Below are 15,673 nucleotides of genomic sequence, written 5' to 3'. Positions count from 1 at the left end.
GCCACCCCCCGGCGCGGTGCCACCCCCCGGCGCGGTGCCAACCCACCCCCCGGCGCGGTGCCACCCCCCGGCGTGGTGCCGCCCCGGGCCCCGCGCGTCCCGGCAGAGTGGGAGGCAGTCATGCCCGTAGAGCCCGAGTTCCGCCCCGTGGCGCCCGACGGCGCCCAGCCGCCGTACGTCCTGGCCAAGCAGGCGCTGGCGCACGCCATCGCGGCCGGCGCCCTCGCCCCGGAGCAGCGGCTGCCCTCCGAGCGGTACCTGTGCGAGCGGCTCGGCATCAGCCGCTCCACCCTGCGCCGGACCCTGAAGGAGCTCGGCGAGGAGGGGCTGGTCGAATCCTCCGAGCGGCGCGGCTGGCGGGTGAAGCGGGTGGGCTTCAGCCACTCCCCGGACACGGCCGCCCTGGTCGGTTTTGCCGACCTGAACCGGAGCCTGGGGCGGGCCGTCACCGCCCGGGTCCTCAGCGCCCGTACCCGCCCGGCCGCCTCCGAGGAGGCCGAGCGGTTCCAGATCGCCACCAGGACCGAGCTGTTCGAGCTGCGCCGGGTGCGGTTCCTGGACGGCCTGCCGGTGTGCGTCTCGCACGACCTCGTCCCGCTCGCCGTGGCCCCGGCCGTCGCCGGGGCGGACTTCACCACCGCGTCCCTCTTCGGACTGCTGGCCGCCGCGGGTCACGTACCCGTCGGCGCCCGGTACACGGCCCGCGCGGCCCTCGCCGACGCCGGGCAGAAGCGGCTGCTCGACCTGACCGGCCCCTCGCCCGTGCTGAACACGCGGCGGCTGTCGCTCGACTCCGCCGGCCTGCCGTGTGCCGACAGCCGGGAGACGTACCGGGCCGACCGCTACGAGGTGCGGCTCACCCTCGGCTGAGGGGGGTCGGGACCCGGAGCCCGTGGGACGGGGCGCGGGACCCCCGGCCCTGGCGTTCGCCCCTGTGCGCGGCCGGGTCTTTGGTCGGCAATCCGTCCGCCGACCTTCCCTTTATGGCGGTTGTGTAAGCAACTGCCCTTTTTTGTCCGCTATACCTGAATCATCTGGTCTGCATCTGGTGTAGGCAGCCCACCCGTGTGTTTCAGGAGGAACCGGCGATGAGTACGACCACGGCTGCCCCGCCCGCGAAGAAGCGAGGCGCCGGCCTGATGCAGGGCATGCAGAAGGTCGGGCGCAGCCTGCAGCTGCCGGTCGCCGTGCTGCCCGCTGCCGCGATCCTGCTGCGGCTCGGCCAGGACGACGTCTTCGGCAAGGACGGGCTGCACTGGGGCAAGCTCGCCGACGTCTTCGCCACCGCCGGGAACGGCGTCTTCGCCAACCTCCCGCTGCTCTTCTGCGTGGGCGTCGCCATCGGCTACGCGAAGAAGGCCGACGGCTCGACCGCGCTCGCGGCCCTGGTCGGCTTCCTCGTCTACAAGAACGTGCTGACCGCGTTCCCCGTCGACGGCTCGGTCACCGAGCTGCTGCCCAAGGGCACGCCGCAGGACCCCGGGGTCCTCGGCGGCATCCTCGTCGGCCTGGTCAGCGCGATCGTCTGGCAGCGCTTCCACCGGACCAAGCTGGTCGACTGGCTCGGCTTCTTCAACGGCCGCCGCCTCGTCCCGATCCTCATGGCCTTCGCCGGCACCTGCTTCGGCGTGCTCTTCGGCCTGGCCTGGGGCCCGGTCGGCAAGGCCCTGGGCTCCTTCAGCGAGTGGCTGATCGGCCTCGGCGCGGTGGGGTCCGGGGTCTACGGGGTGTTCAACCGGGGCCTGATACCCGTCGGCATGCACCAGTTCCTCAACACGTTCTTCCAGCAGCAGGTCGGCTCCTTCACGAAGCTCGACGGCTCGGTCGTGCACGGCGAGATCCCCCGCTTCTTCGCGGGCGACCCCACCGCGGGCCAGTTCATGTCCGGCTTCTTCCCGATCATGATGTTCGGCCTGCCCGCCGCCGCGATCGCCATCGCCCACTGCGCCAAGCCGCACCGCCGCAAGGCCGTCATGGGCATGATGATCTCGCTCGCGCTCACCTCGTTCATCACCGGTGTCACGGAGCCGATCGAGTTCACGTTCCTCTTCCTGGCCCCCGCGCTCTACGCCGTGCACGCGGTCCTCACCGGTGTTTCGATGGCCGTGACCTGGGGCCTCGGAGTGCACGACGGATTCGGCTTCTCCGCGGGCCTGATCGACTACCTCCTGAACTGGAAGCTCGCGGTCAAACCGTGGCTGATCCTCCCGATCGGCGCGTGCTTCGCCGCCGTCTACTACACGGTTTTCCGCTTCGTCATCACCACGTTCGACCTCCAGACCCCCGGCCGCGAACGGGACGAGGAAGACGCAGCGCACTAGCCACCCCCCAAAGAGAGCAGGAGCAGCCCGTGAGTACGTACGACCTGTCGGCGGCGCGTCGGCGCAGCGCCGAGCTGGAGGAGCGGATCGGCGCCGATCCGGCGCGGTTCAGGGTGCTGACGGGGGACCGGCCGACCGGGCGGCTGCACCTCGGGCACTACTTCGGGACGCTGCAGGGCCGGGTACGGCTCCAGGACCTGGGCGTGGACACCTTCGTGATCGTGGCCGACTACCAGGTGCTCACCGACCGGGACGTGGCCGAACGCCTCGGCGAGCACGTCGAGGAGCTCGTCCTCGACTACCTGGCCGCCGGGATCGACCCCGCACGCTCCACGGTCTTCGCGCACAGCGCGCTGCCCGCCCTCAACCAGCTCCTGCTGCCGTTCCTGTCCCTGGTGTCGGTCGCGGAACTGCGCCGCAACCCGACCGTCAAGGACGAGATCGCCCACTCCCGGCAGGCCTCGGTGAGCGGGCTGATGTTCACCTATCCGGTGCACCAGGCCGCCGACATCCTCTTCTGCAAGGCCGGCGTGGTGCCCGTGGGCCAGGACCAGCTCCCGCACCTGGAGGTCACCCGCACCATCGCCCGCCGCTTCAACGAGCGCTACGGGGCGAACGGGCCGGTCTTCCCCGAGCCCGACGCCCTGCTGTCCGCCGCGCCGCTGCTGCTCGGCACGGACGGCACCAAGATGAGCAAGTCCCGGGGCAACGCGATCACTCTTTCGGCGACCGCCGACGAGACCGCCCGCCTCCTCAAGGGCGCCAAGACCGATGCGGTCCGCCGCATCACCTACGACCCGGCCGACCGCCCCGAGGTCTCCAGCCTCGTGCTGCTGGCCGCGCTGTGCCAGGGCCGCGACCCGCAGACGATCGCGGAGGAGATCGGCGACGGCGGCGCGGCCCAGCTGAAGAAGGTCGTCACCGAGGCCGTCAACGAACACTTCGCCCCGCTGCGGGCCCGCCGTACGGAGCTCGCGGCCGACCGCGGACACGTACGGGACGTGCTGCGGCGCGGCAACGAGCGCGCGAACGCGGTCGCCGAGACCACCCTGGCCGAGGTCCGCGCCGCGATGGGGACCCTCTACTGATGAGGACCTTCTCCTGATGAGGACCGTGGCCTGATGGAGCGCAGCCGGGGTCCGCGCGTGCCGGACTGGCTGCGGCACACCGTCCGGGTCCGGGCGGTGCCGGTGGACCGTCCCCTGGTCGTACGGGGCGCCCTGGGCATGTTCGTCCCGCTGGCGGCGGGCATGCTGGCCGGCCGCCCCGACCTCGGGGCCGCGGCGGGGCTCGGCGCGTACGGGGCGGCCGTCGACGACAGCTCCGCACCCTGGCGCACCCGCGCCCTGACCCTGCTCCTGCCCCAGCTCGGCGGTGCGGTCGGGCTCGCGCTGGGCCGGGCGACGGAGGGGCAGGCCTGGGCGCAGATCCTGCTGGTGGCCGTCGTCGCACTGGTCTCCGGACTGCTGTCGGGCATCGGCCGCGTCAGCGACATGGCCGCCCTGGTGCTGCTCCTGGCCACCGCCATGGGCCTCGGCCTGCCGGCCGGGCCGCCCTGGTGGCAGGTGCCGCTGCTGTTCCTGCTCGGCGGGCTGCCGCTGATGCTCCTGTCGGTCGGCGGCGAGTTGTTCCGGCCCGGGCGCGCGGAACGGCGGGCCGTCGCCACCGCCGTGCGGGCCGTCGCGGACCTCCTCGAAGCCACGGACGGGACGTGGACGGAGCGCCGCCGGGCGGTGACCTCGGCCATGGACGCCGCCCACGACGCGGTACTGGCCCGGCGGCTCTCCGCCCCGCGCCCGGGCAGCGCCCCGGCCCGACTGGCCAGCTGCCTGGACCGGCTGGTCGGCGTCATCGCGGCGGCCCCGGGTCCGGGCGCGGTGCCACCGCCCGGGGACGGGGACGGGCCCGGAGACGGGGGGCCTTCCGCCCCTTCCGCCGCCCGGGCCGCGGAGTACGCCGCAGCCGTGCGCCGGGTCGCCGACGCCGTCGAGGCGGGCGCGGATGCGGGCGCGGAGCCGCCGCCGGTCCCGCTGTCCCCGGTCCCGGCGGCTCCGGCCGCCCGGGCGCTGCACGCCGCCGTCGGCGATCTGGCCGCCCCGTACACCGAGGCGGCCGACGGCGGGCTCCGGCGGGTTCCGGTGCCCGCGCCCGTCGGGCGCCGGGTCGGCGGGGCGCCGGCCCGGCTGCTGCGCGACCCGGCGGCCCGGCGCTGCGCCCTGCGGCTGGCGGGGTGCATGGCCGCCGCCCAGGCGGTCGCCTCGGTCAGTGGTCTGCCGCGTTCCGGCTGGCTGGTGCTGACCGTCGCGCTGGTGGTGCGGCCCGGGCTGGGGACCGTGCCGGGCCGGCTCGTGCCGCGCGCCCTCGGTACGACCGCCGGGGTCCTGATCGGGCTCGCAGCGCAGGCCCTGCTGCCCCCGGGCTGGTGGCGGATCGCCGCCCTGGTGGTCCTGACCGGCCTGCTCCAGGCCTACGGCCGCCGCACGTACGCCGTGCAGACCCTGCTCCTGACCCCGGTGATGCTGCTGCTCGCCGACCCCCTCGGGCAGGCGGGCGCAGCGGTGCCCGCGGCCCGGCTGCTGGACACGCTGATCGGCTGCGCGCTCGCCTTCGTCCTGGGCCACCTGCTCTGGCCCGAGGACACCCGCGCCCGGATTCCGCACCGGCTGGCGGGGCTGCGGGAGGCCGTCGCCGAGTACGAGGCGGACGGGGGCGCCGAGGCCCCGCACGCCCTGCGCCGCAGGATCCACCACGAGCTGGCCGGCGTACGGGCCGAGCTGGAGCGGCTGCGCACCGACCCGCGGCACCGGGAGGCCCTGCCGGGCTGGTGGGCGGAGCTGGCCCGGGCGGAAGCGGCGATGGCCCGGGCCGCGGGGGAGCGGTCGGGGGACTGAGGCTCAGACCTCGGCCGCGTACCGGGAGCGCAGCTCCGAGACCACCCCGAAGAAGGCCGCGGTCAGCGGTACGGCCAGCAGCATCCCGAGGATGCCGGCGACGCTCGCCCCGGCCGTGATCGAGAGCATCACCACCGCCGGGTGCATCTGCACGGTGCGGCTCTGCACCATGGGCTGGAGGATGTACCCCTCGATCATCTGGACCGCGAGGACCACGCCCAGCGCCCACAGGCCGATCACCCAGCCGCGGTCGGCGAGGGCGACGAGGACGGCCACGGCGCCGGAGAGGAAGGCGCCGAGGTAGGGGATGTAGGCGGTCACGAACACCAGCGCGGCCAGCCCCACGGCGCCCGGGACCTGCAGGATCAGCAGACCCGCGCCGATCAGCACGGCGTCGACGAGGGCCACGAAGGTGGTCCCGCGCATGAAGCCCTCGACGGCCTCGTACGCGCGCCGCCCCATCGCCTCCATCAGGTCGCCCGAGCGGGTCGGCACCATCGAGCGCAGGGTGCCCACGGCCCGGTCGGAGTCGCGGAGGAAGAAGAAGATCAGCACCATGGCCAGCAGGGCCGTCGCGAGCATCGTCGCGACCACGCTGAGCCCGGTGACCACGCCCGAGGCGGCCGTTCCGCCGAACTTGGTGAGCAGGTCCTTGGAGTTCTTGGCCACGTCCTCCAGGGAGGTGCCGAGCGCCCCGAAGTGCTTCGCGAGGTCCGTGCCGGCCTTCCGCAGGGAGTCGATGATCTGGTCGCCGGTCTCGATGAGCGCGAGGACCACGATGTAGCCGGCCCCGCCGACGACCGCGGCCACGGTGAGGCAGGTGAGGGCCGCCGCGAGCGAGCGGTTGACCTTCATGCCGACCAGCCGCCGGTGCATCGGCCCGAGCAGGGCCGTGCCGAGCACGGCGAGCAGAACGGGCGTCACCACCGTCCGGAAGACGGTGCACAGCCACACGACGAGCGCGAGGACGGCGGTGAGGAGGAGAACGACGACGCACCAGGCGGCGAGTCGGCGTACGGGCTCGGGCAGCAGGGGAGTTGTCGGCACGGCTCATACAAACACGGCCGGGGCCCGCCGTCCGGCGGTCAGTCCAGCGGGTCGGGTTCGGGTTTGGAACGTTCGTTCAGTACGAACCACGTGGACTTGCCCTCGCCGCGCGGGTCGACGCCCCAGTCGTCCGCCAGCATCTCCAGCAGCAGGACGCCCCGCCCGCTCGACGCCATCTCTCCCGGGTGGCGCTTGTGCGGCAGCTCGTCGGAGGCGTCCGCCACCTCCACCCGCAGCCGGCGCGAGCCGAGTTCGCCCACCGCCTCGGCGATCAGCAGGGCGTCCCCGTCCGTGTGGACCAGGACGTTCGTCAGCATCTCGGAGACCATCAGCACCGCCGCGTCGACCTGCTCCGGGTCCGCCCAGTCGTGCAGCAGCTCGCGGATCTGCTGGCGGACCCCCGCGACCCGCTCCGGCTCCGCCTGGGCGACGGTCGTCATCGTGCGCCGGGCCGGCCGCGACGGGTGCAGCAGCGGGGTCTCGCAGCCGCAGCCCTCGCCCTCGCGGCAGAGCAGGACGACGGCGATGTCGTCCTCGCGCCGGTCGGCCAGCGGGCCGGTGGTGTGGTGCGAGGACGGGCCGTGCACCGCCTGGACCAGCAGGTCGGCCAGCCGTTCCAGGTGGCGCGGCTCCGGGTCCGCGTCCTGCGCGGCGTAGGGGGTCTGCGATTCGAGGATGGCGCGCAGCCGGGCCCAGCCCGTGTCGAGGTCGTGCCCGCCCGTCTCGATCAGCCCGTCGGTGCAGAGCATCATCGTCTCGCCGGGTTCCAGGGTGAACCGGGTCGTCGGGTAGTCGGTGTCCGGCACGATGCCGAGCGGCAGCCCGCCCGCCGTGGGCCGCATCAGGACCGTGCCGTCGGCCATCCGCACCGCCGGGTCGGGGTGCCCGGCGCGGGCCACCTCCAGCAGGCCGGTCTGCGGATCGCACTCCACGTACAGGCAGGTCGCGAAGCGCGGGCTCTGGAAATCGGAGTCCCCGCCGCCCGTGCCCCGGCCGCCCCCGCCCGTGCCGGGGCGGCCCGTGTCCGACGCGGTGTCCTGCTCCTGCTCCGAGCACAGGCCCGCCAGGAACCGGGAGGCGCGCGAGAGCACCGCGTCGGGCCGGTGGCCCTCGGAGGCGTACGCGCGCACCGCGATCCGGAGCTGGCCCATGAGGCCGGCCGCCCGGACGTCGTGGCCCTGGACGTCGCCGATGACCAGTGCGAACCGTCCCGACGGCAGCGGGATCATGTCGTACCAGTCGCCGCCGACCTGGAGCCCGCCGCCGGTCGGTACGTAGCGTGCGGCGAAGGTCATCCCGGGGATCTCGGGGCCGAGCTGCGGCATCATCGAGCGCTGGAGGCCCGTGGTGAGCTCCCGCTCGGATTCGGCCACTCCGGCGCGCTGGAGCGCCTGCGCGAGCATCCGGGCCACCGTCGTCAGGACGGAGCGCTCGTCGGGGGAGAAGGACACCGGGTGCTTGAACGCGGCCATCCAGGCGCCCATGGTGCGGCCCGCGACGATCAGCGGCAGGAAGGCCCAGGAGATCCGCCCGAAGCGCTGGGCGAGCGGCCAGGTGGCCGGAAAGCGGCGCTTGTAGTCGTCCGGGCTCGGGAGGTAGATCGCCCGCCCGGTGCGGACGACCTCCGCGGCCGGGTAGTCGGTCTGCAGCGGCATGTCCGCGAAGGGGCCCTCGTCCCCGGGATCGTGCCCGTGGTGCCCGATGATCGACAGCCGGTCGCCGGACACCCCGAAGACGGCCAGTCCGTCGGGGATGAAGCCGGGCATGGAGAGCGAGGCCGCCACCCGCAGCACCTCGGAGGTGGAGCGGGCCTCGGCCAGCGCCCGCCCGGCGTCCAGCAGGAACGCCTCGCGGGAGCGGCGCCAGTCGCCGGTGATGGGGGTGTGCACGGCCGTGGTGCCGGGCTGGGCCTCGGCTATCTCCTGGATGGTGCCGATCAGCTCGTAGTCGACGCGGCCGTCCGCGCCCCGGTTCTCCAGCGGCTTCGAGCGGCTCCGTACGGTGCGCAGCACGCGCCCGTCCTCGTCCATGATCCGCAGCCGGGCCTCGGCGAGGGTGCCCTCGGCGACCGCGAGGTTCACGATGCCGTTGATCTCGTTCCAGTCCACCGGGTGGAAGCGCGAGCGCACGGCGACCTCGGGCAGCGCGACGGGCTCGGCGGGCAGCCCGAGCAGCCGGGCGGCCTCGCTGTCGAGGGTGACCGTCCCGGAGGCGTTGTCCCATCGCCACAAACCGGTCGCGATGGCGGCCAGGACGTCCTCTGTGCGCACCCGGTCATCTTTACAGGTCATCCGCCTGACGTGCCTGTTCACCACCCCGGTGAGACCCCCGGTGAGACCCCCGGTGAGACCCCCGGCGAGCGGCCCCGCACGGGCTCCCGCCCCGGACGGTAACCTTGGGACGGTTGAATCCACCCTGGTATCACGTAGAACTGGATGACTGATGCATCGGTACAGGTCCCACACGTGCGGCGAGCTTCGTGCCTCCGACGTCGCCTCCGACGTCCGGCTGAGCGGCTGGCTGCACAATCGTCGAGACCTGGGCGGCATCCTCTTCATCGATCTGCGTGACCACTACGGCATCACGCAGCTCGTCGCCCGTCCCGGCACCGCCGCGAACGAGGCGCTGAGCAGCGTCACCAAGGAGACCGTCGTCCGCATCGACGGCAAGGTCGTCTCCCGCGGCGCGGACAACGTCAACCCCGAGCTCGCCACCGGCGACATCGAGGTCGAGGTCACCGCGGTCGAGGTGCTCGGCGCCGCCGCCCCGCTGCCCTTCACCATCAACACCGACGACGGGGTGAACGAGGAGCGCCGTCTGGAGTACCGCTTCCTCGACCTGCGCCGCGAGCGCATGCACCGCAACATCATGCTGCGCTCGGCCGTCATCGCCTCCATCCGCTCCAAGATGGTGGCCCTCGGCTTCAACGAGATGGCGACCCCGATCCTCACCGCGACCTCCCCCGAGGGCGCCCGTGACTTCGTGGTCCCGTCCCGCCTGAACCCGGGCAAGTTCTACGCGCTCCCGCAGGCGCCGCAGCAGTTCAAGCAGCTGCTGATGATCTCCGGCTTCGACCGGTACTTCCAGATCGCGCCCTGCTTCCGCGACGAGGACGCCCGAGCCGACCGTTCGCCGGGCGAGTTCTACCAGCTCGACGTCGAGATGTCCTTCGTCGAGCAGGAGGACGTCTTCCAGCCCATCGAGCGGCTGATGACGGAGATCTTCACCGAGTTCGGCAAGGGCCGCCCGGTCACCTCGCCGTTCCCGCGGATCCCCTTCCGCGAGTCGATGATGAAGTACGGCAACGACAAGCCCGACCTGCGTTCCAAGCTGGAGCTCGTCGACATCACCGACGTGTTCGAGGGCTCGGAGTTCAAGGCGTTCGCCGGCAAGCACGTGCGCGCCCTGGCCGTCCCGGACACCGCTGCCCAGCCGCGCAAGTTCTTCGACGGCCTCGGCGAGTACGCGATCTCGCTCGGCGCCAAGGGCCTGGCCTGGGTCCGCGTCGGCGAGGACGGCGGCCTGACCGGCCCGATCGCCAAGTTCCTCACCGAGGAGAACGTCAAGGTCCTCACCGAGCGCCTCGGCCTTGCCGCCGGGCACGCCGTGTTCTTCGGCGCGGGCGAGTTCGACGAGGTCTCCAAGATCATGGCGGGCGTCCGCGTCGAGGCCTCCAAGCGCGCCGGACAGTTCGAGGAGGACGTCTTCCGCTTCTGCTGGATCGTCGACTTCCCGATGTTCGAGGCGGACGAGGAGACCGGCAAGATCGACTTCTCCCACAACCCGTTCTCCATGCCCCAGGGCGGCATGAAGGACCTGGAGGAGAAGGACCCGCTCGACATCCTGGCGTGGCAGTACGACATCGTCTGCAACGGCATCGAGCTGTCCTCCGGCGCCATCCGCAACCACGAGCCCGAGGTCATGCTGAAGGCCTTCGAGATCGCCGGTTACGAGGCCGAGACCGTCGAGCGCGAGTTCGCGGGCATGCTGCGCGCCTTCCGCCTCGGCGCCCCGCCGCACGGCGGCATCGCCCCGGGCGTGGACCGCATCGTGATGCTGCTCGCCGACGAGCCGAACATCCGCGAGACCATCGCCTTCCCGCTCAACGGCAACGCGCAGGACCTGATGATGGGCGCGCCCACCATCCTGGAGGAGTCCCGCCTGCGCGAGCTGAACATCGCGCTGCGCAAGCCGGTGGAGACGAAGAGCTCGGAGCCGGTCGAGAAGGCCGTCAAGCCCCACCAGTAGGCCGTTGAACGCGAAGGGGCCCGGGATCCGTACGGATCCCGGGCCCCTTCGCGTGTACAGGCCCCTGGCCGGGCGGGGTCGGAGCCGACCGGGCCGGGTCAGACCCGTCCCGGCGGTCGGAGCCGACCGGGCCGGGTCAGAGCCAGCCGCGCCGGCCCGCCTCCAGCCCGGCCTCGAAACGGCTGCTCGCCCCCAGCCGTTCCATCAGCCCCGCCATCTGCCGGCGGACGGTACGCAGGGAGAGGCCCAGCCGCTTGCCGGCCGCCTCGTCGGTGAGCCCGCCGGCGAGCAGTTTGAGCAGTTCCCGCTCGGTCGCGTTGAGTTCCTCGTCGTCGGTGCGGCTCCGGGTGTCCGCTCCCAGCGGCACGGCCGCCTGCCAGGCCCGCTCGAACAAGGAGACCAGCGAGCTCACGATGCCGGGCGAGGTGGTGCACAGGGCGCCCGCCCGGCTGTTGTCGGGGTCCACGGGGACCAGAGCGGTGGTCCGGTCGACGACGAGCAGCCGGGGCGGCACGATCGGGCTGGTGCGCACCTCGCCGCCCAGATCCGTCATCCAGCGCGCGTAGGCGTGGGTGGCGGAATCGTTGCGCGCACTGTCCTGGTAGAGCGTCCTCATCACCACCCCCCGGGCCAGCAGGGCCTCGTCCAGCGGGCGTGACGCGTCGAGGCCCGCCTGCGACTGCGCACCGCCCGGCATGATGGACAGGCATTCCTCGCGGAGATCGCGGGTCAGCTGGCGCAGCCGGTCCTGGACGGAGTCCAGTCCGACGAGCCGCTCGAAAGCGTCCACCTCCCGCTCCGGCCGGGCCGCTTCGAGCCCGGCCACCAGCCGCGCCACGGCCTCCTTGCTGCGCACCAGTTCCTCCTGCCGGCGCAGCACCTCGGCTTCCTGCCGGCGCAGGATCATCTCCAGGCCGACGTCCGGGCTGACCGCACGCAACGCTCCCGGTACGTCCCGGGAGGGCTGGAGCAGCTCCAGATCGATCAACCGGTCCAGGCCGGCGCGTACGTCCGCCTCCGGGAGCCCCAGCAAGAGGCACAACTCGGCCACTCCTGCGGTCGGTTCCTCCAGCAACCCTCGGTAGACCGCTTCCACGGACCGACCCAGACCCAGTGTTTCCAACATGTCGATTCCCCCCAAACAAGCCACCGCGGGACACCATCCTTCCGATGCCGCGCGGTGGGATTCCTCCCCGCACCGATTGTCCTTTCCGGGGAAGGGGATCTGCAAGATCAAATGAGCTGGGGTGGCACCAAGGTGCCTGCACCTTGGTGCCAGTCGACAGCCCTTCCGGGGGCGTTCGGGGGCGGACAGGATGGTGTTCACCGGAAGGGAGCGGGGCCGCGGGAAAGGCCCCGGACCCGCTGCCGGGAACCGCGTCAGAGTCCACTCGATCCTTCAGGGAGTTTTCGATGTCCAGGTCCGCCCGCCTCGTCGCCGCCGTCCTCGCCCCCGCCGCCCTCACGGTCCTCTTCACCGTGACGGGATCCGGCATCGGCGGCGGGATGGGCTGGGACGCCCCGGCCCCCACCACGGTCGCCGCCCCGGCCGCCGGCACGAACGGGATGGGCTGGGACGCCCCGGCCCCCACCACGGCCGCCTCCCCGGCCGCCGCCACCAACGGGATGGGCTGGGACTAGGGATGCACATGATCGTCATCCTGTTGGTCGGCGACGGTTCCGAGAGACCGGGGCGCACGGCTCTGGTGGAGGACCTGCTGTGGGCGCACGCCGATCCCGACCTGGACCTCGAACACATCCGGGTACGCCCGGCCCGCGACGGCTTGGAAGCAGTCGCCCTGATGGGTGGGGCATCCGAAACCCGCGCCCTGCTCGGCGCACGGTCCCTCCTGGACCGGGCCGGCGACGCCCTGGCGGCCCAGGGCTACGCGGTGGCCGCGCCCCCGCTCGCCTGACGGCGACCGCCGCCGGGGACTCCGCAGCCGCGCGGCGACTCCCCGCCCGATCGTCCCCTGACGCACTTGATCGCCCTCTGCCGCACCTGACCGGCACCTGACCGGCCCTTGACGCACTCGAACGTTCCCTGACGCACCTGACCGGCCCTTGACGCACCCGAACGTTCCCCGACGCACCCGAACGTTCCCTGCCGCACCTGATCGTTTCCCACCCCGCCCCACCCCGCCCGGCCCGGCCCGGCCCGTCACGAGGTTGCCCGTCGCGGCGCCCGCGGTCCTCCGCGGTGTCCTTCCCGCTGTCGCATCCACGTGCCGCCCGACCGACCGCCTCCGGCCGTCGTGACCCGGTCGCGCGCCTCCAGAGCCTTCGCAGCACCCCATTGAGCTCGTCCACGTCTTCACACACAGGAGTTCCTGTCATGCGCATGTCCAAGAACGCCGTTCGTACCGCCACTCGCACCGCCCTGGTGGCCACCTCCCTCGCCGCGGTGGCGCTCGGTGGCACGCTCCCCTCCCAGGCCGCCACGGCCCCGGCGGCTTCCGCCGTCACGCTGGCCACCTCGACCCTGGGCGGTCAGATCACCCAGACCGAGATGCTCCAGCGGGCCCAGACCTGGGTCGACGCAGGGGTCCCGTACAACCAGGGGGCCACCTACCCGGACCCGCAGGGCAGGAACTACCGCACCGACTGCTCGGGCCTGGTCTCCATGGCCTGGCACCTCAACGCCGGTATCGGCGCCACCACCTGGACCCTGCCCAACTACTCCACCAAGATCGCCAGCCTGGACGACCTCCAGCCCGGCGACGCCCTCAACAACATCGATGCCCACGTCGTGCTGTTCGACAAGTGGACCGACTCCTCGCGGACCGAAATGTGGGTCTACGAGCACGCCAGGCCGGGCACCAACGCCCGCCACATCAAGTACACCAAGAGCTACATCGCCGGTCAGAACATGAAGGGCTACCGCTACAACAAGGTGGTCGAGTCCCCCGTAGCGGTTCCCGACAAGGGCATGACCGATGTGACGTCGGTCGGGGACATCACCGGGGACGGCGTCGGCGACGTGATCGCCGTGGACGCCACGACCGGCGAGCTCTTCCGCTACTCCGGCCCCAACTTCACCGGCGGCACCGCCCGGGTCAAGATCGGCACCAACTGGGACACCATGGGCGACCTGGTGGGTGTGGGCGACCAGAACGGCGACGGCGTGGGCGACATCATCGCCACCGAGGCCTCGACCGGTGACCTCTACCGCTACAACGGCCCCTCGTTCGCCGGTGGCTCGCGGACCAAGATCGGGTCGAACTGGGACTCCATGCACGGCATGGCCTCGGTCGGCGACCTCACGGGTGACGGCAAGGGGGACATCATCGCGGTCGAGTCGCGGACCGGCGATCTGTACCGCTACTCCGGCCCGAACTTCACGGGCGGCTCCGCCGTCAAGATCGGCACCGGCTGGAACGTCTACGACACCCTCGTCGGCGTCGGCGACCTCACGGGTGACGGCAAGAGCGACATCGTCGCGGTCGAGACGGCGACCGGCGATCTGTACCGCTACTCCGGCCCCTCGTTCAACGGCGGCAGCCGGGTCAAGATCGGCACCAACTGGAACCAGATGGTCAACCTGACCGGTCCCGGTGACCTGAACAAGGACGGCGTCCCGGACCTCCTCGCGGTCAACGCGTCCACCGGGTACCTCTTCCGCTACTCCGGCCCCGACTTCAACGGCGGCGCGGCGGTGAAGATCGGCACCAAGTGGTAGCCCGCCCGGTCTGATCCGGTCCTGAAGACCACCCTCCCCGCACGGCGGGGCCGCCCCCGGCCACCTCGGCCCCGGCCCCGCCGTGCCCCCCGCCAGGCGGCCGTCCGCCGCCCCGCCCGGCCCCGCCGCCCTGCCCCGCCCTCCCGCGAGAACCCCGAGGTCTGCCTGTCATGCGTCCGCTCTTCCAGAAGAAGTCCGTCCTGCTGGCCCTGGTCGCCGGCCCCGTCGCCGCCCTCACCCTCCCCCTGCTGGCCGCCGCTCCGGCCGCGGCCGCGTCCGTCGCCACCTGGGACAAGGTCGCTCAGTGCGAGAGCACCGGGAACTGGGCCATCAACACCGGCAACGGCTACTACGGAGGGCTCCAGTTCTCCAAGTCCACCTGGGAGGCCTTCGGCGGCACCAAGTACGCGGCGTACGCCCACCAGGCCACCAAGGAAGAGCAGATCCGCATAGCCGAGAAGGTCCTCGCCACGCAGGGGGAGGGCGCCTGGCCGCACTGCGGCCCGGCCGCCAACCTCGGCGCCGACCACGCCGACCCCTACCCGTCCGAACCCGAGGGCCCGCAGAGCCAGATGACCCACCTGACCGGCGTCGGTGACCTGACCGGCGACGGGAAGGGCGACATGGTCGCCGTCGAGGCGGCCAGCGGAGACCTCTACCGGTATGCGGGCCCGAACTTCAGCGGTGCCTCCGGCGCCCGGGTCAAGCTCGGCTTCGGCTGGAACAGCATGAGTCAGATCGTCGGCATCGGCGATGTGACGGGTGACGGCAAGGGCGACCTCCTCGCCGTGGAGAAGACCACCGGGGACCTGTACCGCTACGCGGGTCCCACCTTCGGCGGCTCCACCCGGGTCAAGGTCGGCACCAACTGGGACACGATGCAGAACATCACCTCGGTCGGTGACGTGACCGGTGACGGCAAGGGCGACGTCATCGCGGTCGAGAAGAGCACCGGAGACCTGTACCGCTACTCGGGCCCGTCCTACACGGGCGGCTCCGCGGTCAAGATCGGCACGGGCTGGAACATCTACTCCTCGATCACCGGAATCGGCGACGTGACGGGTGACGGCAAGGCGGACATCGTGGCGGTCGACGCCACGACCGGCGACCTGAACCGCTACTCCGGCCCCTCGTACGCCGGCTCTTCCATGGTCAAGGTCGGCTCCAACTGGGACACGATGCGCTCGCTCGCCGGTGTCGGCGACGTGACCGGCGACGGCAAGGGCGATCTGGTGGCCGTCGAGAAGGCCAACGGCAACCTCTACCGGTACACCGGCCCGACCTTCGCCGGCGGTACCCGCACCCAGATCGGCACCAACTGGTAGCAGCGCGGCGGCGCGCGGGAAACCCGCGTGCGCGGCGGGCCGGTGCGCGGGCCCGGCCCCGCCGGCCCGCCGCACCGGCCCGCCACCCGGGCTGAGCCACGCCGCCGACGCGGTGCCGCCGGCCCGCGGCGCTCCCCGCCCGCGCCTCCCCGACCTCTTCCT

At 72.5% G+C, this 15,673-nt stretch carries 12 protein-coding genes; 9 read left to right on the top strand and 3 right to left on the bottom strand.

The features are described from left to right. The first annotated feature begins 120 nt into the window (after positions 1 to 120). The 4 genes from AC3IX6_RS17340 (at position 121) to AC3IX6_RS17325 (ending at position 5,212) form a co-directional block, all read left to right on the top strand. Positions 121 to 870 (top strand): GntR family transcriptional regulator, encoded by a 750-nt coding sequence (locus AC3IX6_RS17340; RefSeq protein WP_489371017.1) that lies wholly within the window; start codon positions 121 to 123, stop codon positions 868 to 870. 218 nt (positions 871 to 1,088) lie between these two features. Next, positions 1,089 to 2,321 (top strand): PTS transporter subunit EIIC, encoded by a 1,233-nt coding sequence (locus AC3IX6_RS17335; protein ID WP_489371016.1) that lies wholly within the window; start codon positions 1,089 to 1,091, stop codon positions 2,319 to 2,321. 29 nt (positions 2,322 to 2,350) lie between these two features. Then, the gene (gene trpS / locus AC3IX6_RS17330) at positions 2,351 to 3,409 is read left to right on the top strand and encodes a tryptophan--tRNA ligase (RefSeq protein WP_489371015.1); all 1,059 of its coding nucleotides are present in this window, start codon (positions 2,351 to 2,353) and stop codon (positions 3,407 to 3,409) included. A gap of 33 nt (positions 3,410 to 3,442) precedes the next feature. Beyond that, entirely contained in the window at positions 3,443 to 5,212 is a 1,770-nt protein-coding gene (locus AC3IX6_RS17325; protein WP_489371014.1) for an FUSC family protein, read from the top strand. A 3-nt stretch (positions 5,213 to 5,215) separates the two neighbouring features. Here AC3IX6_RS17325 and AC3IX6_RS17320 read toward each other — a convergent pair whose 3' ends face one another. After that, positions 5,216 to 6,259: an AI-2E family transporter gene (locus AC3IX6_RS17320; RefSeq protein WP_489371013.1), complete on the bottom strand. Its 1,044-nt coding sequence runs from the start codon at positions 6,257 to 6,259 to the stop codon at positions 5,216 to 5,218. A gap of 38 nt (positions 6,260 to 6,297) precedes the next feature. Beyond that, positions 6,298 to 8,529, bottom strand: coding sequence for a SpoIIE family protein phosphatase (locus AC3IX6_RS17315; protein ID WP_489371012.1), 2,232 nt, complete (start codon positions 8,527 to 8,529; stop codon positions 6,298 to 6,300). A gap of 172 nt (positions 8,530 to 8,701) precedes the next feature. Here AC3IX6_RS17315 and aspS point away from each other — a divergent pair, with 172 nt between their 5' ends. Continuing rightward, complete coding sequence (gene aspS, locus AC3IX6_RS17310) at positions 8,702 to 10,507, top strand: aspartate--tRNA ligase (protein WP_274548656.1); 1,806 nt, start codon at positions 8,702 to 8,704, stop codon at positions 10,505 to 10,507. 136 nt (positions 10,508 to 10,643) lie between these two features. On the opposite strand, the gene AC3IX6_RS17305 is transcribed toward aspS, so the two are convergent. Then, positions 10,644 to 11,633, bottom strand: a complete 990-nt coding sequence (locus AC3IX6_RS17305; RefSeq protein WP_489371011.1) for a LuxR C-terminal-related transcriptional regulator — start codon at positions 11,631 to 11,633, stop codon at positions 10,644 to 10,646. A 287-nt stretch (positions 11,634 to 11,920) separates the two neighbouring features. On the opposite strand from AC3IX6_RS17305, the gene AC3IX6_RS17300 reads away from it, so the two are divergent. The 4 genes from AC3IX6_RS17300 (at position 11,921) to AC3IX6_RS17285 (ending at position 15,511) form a co-directional block, all read left to right on the top strand. After that, entirely contained in the window at positions 11,921 to 12,148 is a 228-nt protein-coding gene (locus tag AC3IX6_RS17300; RefSeq protein ID WP_489371010.1) for a hypothetical protein, read from the top strand. Positions 12,149 to 12,156: 8 nt separating this feature from the next. Then, positions 12,157 to 12,423, top strand: coding sequence for a hypothetical protein (locus AC3IX6_RS17295; RefSeq protein WP_489371009.1), 267 nt, complete (start codon positions 12,157 to 12,159; stop codon positions 12,421 to 12,423). Positions 12,424 to 12,842: 419 nt separating this feature from the next. Beyond that, on the top strand, positions 12,843 to 14,186 hold the full coding sequence (locus AC3IX6_RS17290; protein WP_489371008.1) for a C40 family peptidase: 1,344 nt from the start codon (positions 12,843 to 12,845) through the stop codon (positions 14,184 to 14,186). A gap of 170 nt (positions 14,187 to 14,356) precedes the next feature. After that, positions 14,357 to 15,511: a transglycosylase family protein gene (locus AC3IX6_RS17285; RefSeq protein WP_489371007.1), complete on the top strand. Its 1,155-nt coding sequence runs from the start codon at positions 14,357 to 14,359 to the stop codon at positions 15,509 to 15,511. The last annotated feature ends 162 nt before the right edge of the window (positions 15,512 to 15,673 follow it).

Source organism: Streptomyces sp. GL_141 (assembly GCF_057834385.1).
Note: the sequence above shows the minus strand (reverse complement) of the source record. Positions and strands in the feature narration are given on the sequence as shown.

Excerpts from the sequence above, each read along its gene's own strand:
- AC3IX6_RS17340 (WP_489371017.1), top strand. The coding sequence starts at position 121 with ATGCCCGTAGAGCCCGAGTTCCGCCCCGTGGCGCCCGACGGCGCCCAG.
- AC3IX6_RS17335 (WP_489371016.1), top strand. The coding sequence starts at position 1,089 with ATGAGTACGACCACGGCTGCCCCGCCCGCGAAGAAGCGAGGCGCCGGC.
- AC3IX6_RS17325 (WP_489371014.1), top strand. The coding sequence starts at position 3,443 with ATGGAGCGCAGCCGGGGTCCGCGCGTGCCGGACTGGCTGCGGCACACC.
- aspS (WP_274548656.1), top strand. The coding sequence starts at position 8,702 with ATGCATCGGTACAGGTCCCACACGTGCGGCGAGCTTCGTGCCTCCGAC.
- AC3IX6_RS17305 (WP_489371011.1), bottom strand. The coding sequence starts at position 11,633 with ATGTTGGAAACACTGGGTCTGGGTCGGTCCGTGGAAGCGGTCTACCGA.
- AC3IX6_RS17300 (WP_489371010.1), top strand. The coding sequence starts at position 11,921 with ATGTCCAGGTCCGCCCGCCTCGTCGCCGCCGTCCTCGCCCCCGCCGCC.
- AC3IX6_RS17295 (WP_489371009.1), top strand. The coding sequence starts at position 12,157 with ATGATCGTCATCCTGTTGGTCGGCGACGGTTCCGAGAGACCGGGGCGC.
- AC3IX6_RS17290 (WP_489371008.1), top strand. The coding sequence starts at position 12,843 with ATGCGCATGTCCAAGAACGCCGTTCGTACCGCCACTCGCACCGCCCTG.
- AC3IX6_RS17285 (WP_489371007.1), top strand. The coding sequence starts at position 14,357 with ATGCGTCCGCTCTTCCAGAAGAAGTCCGTCCTGCTGGCCCTGGTCGCC.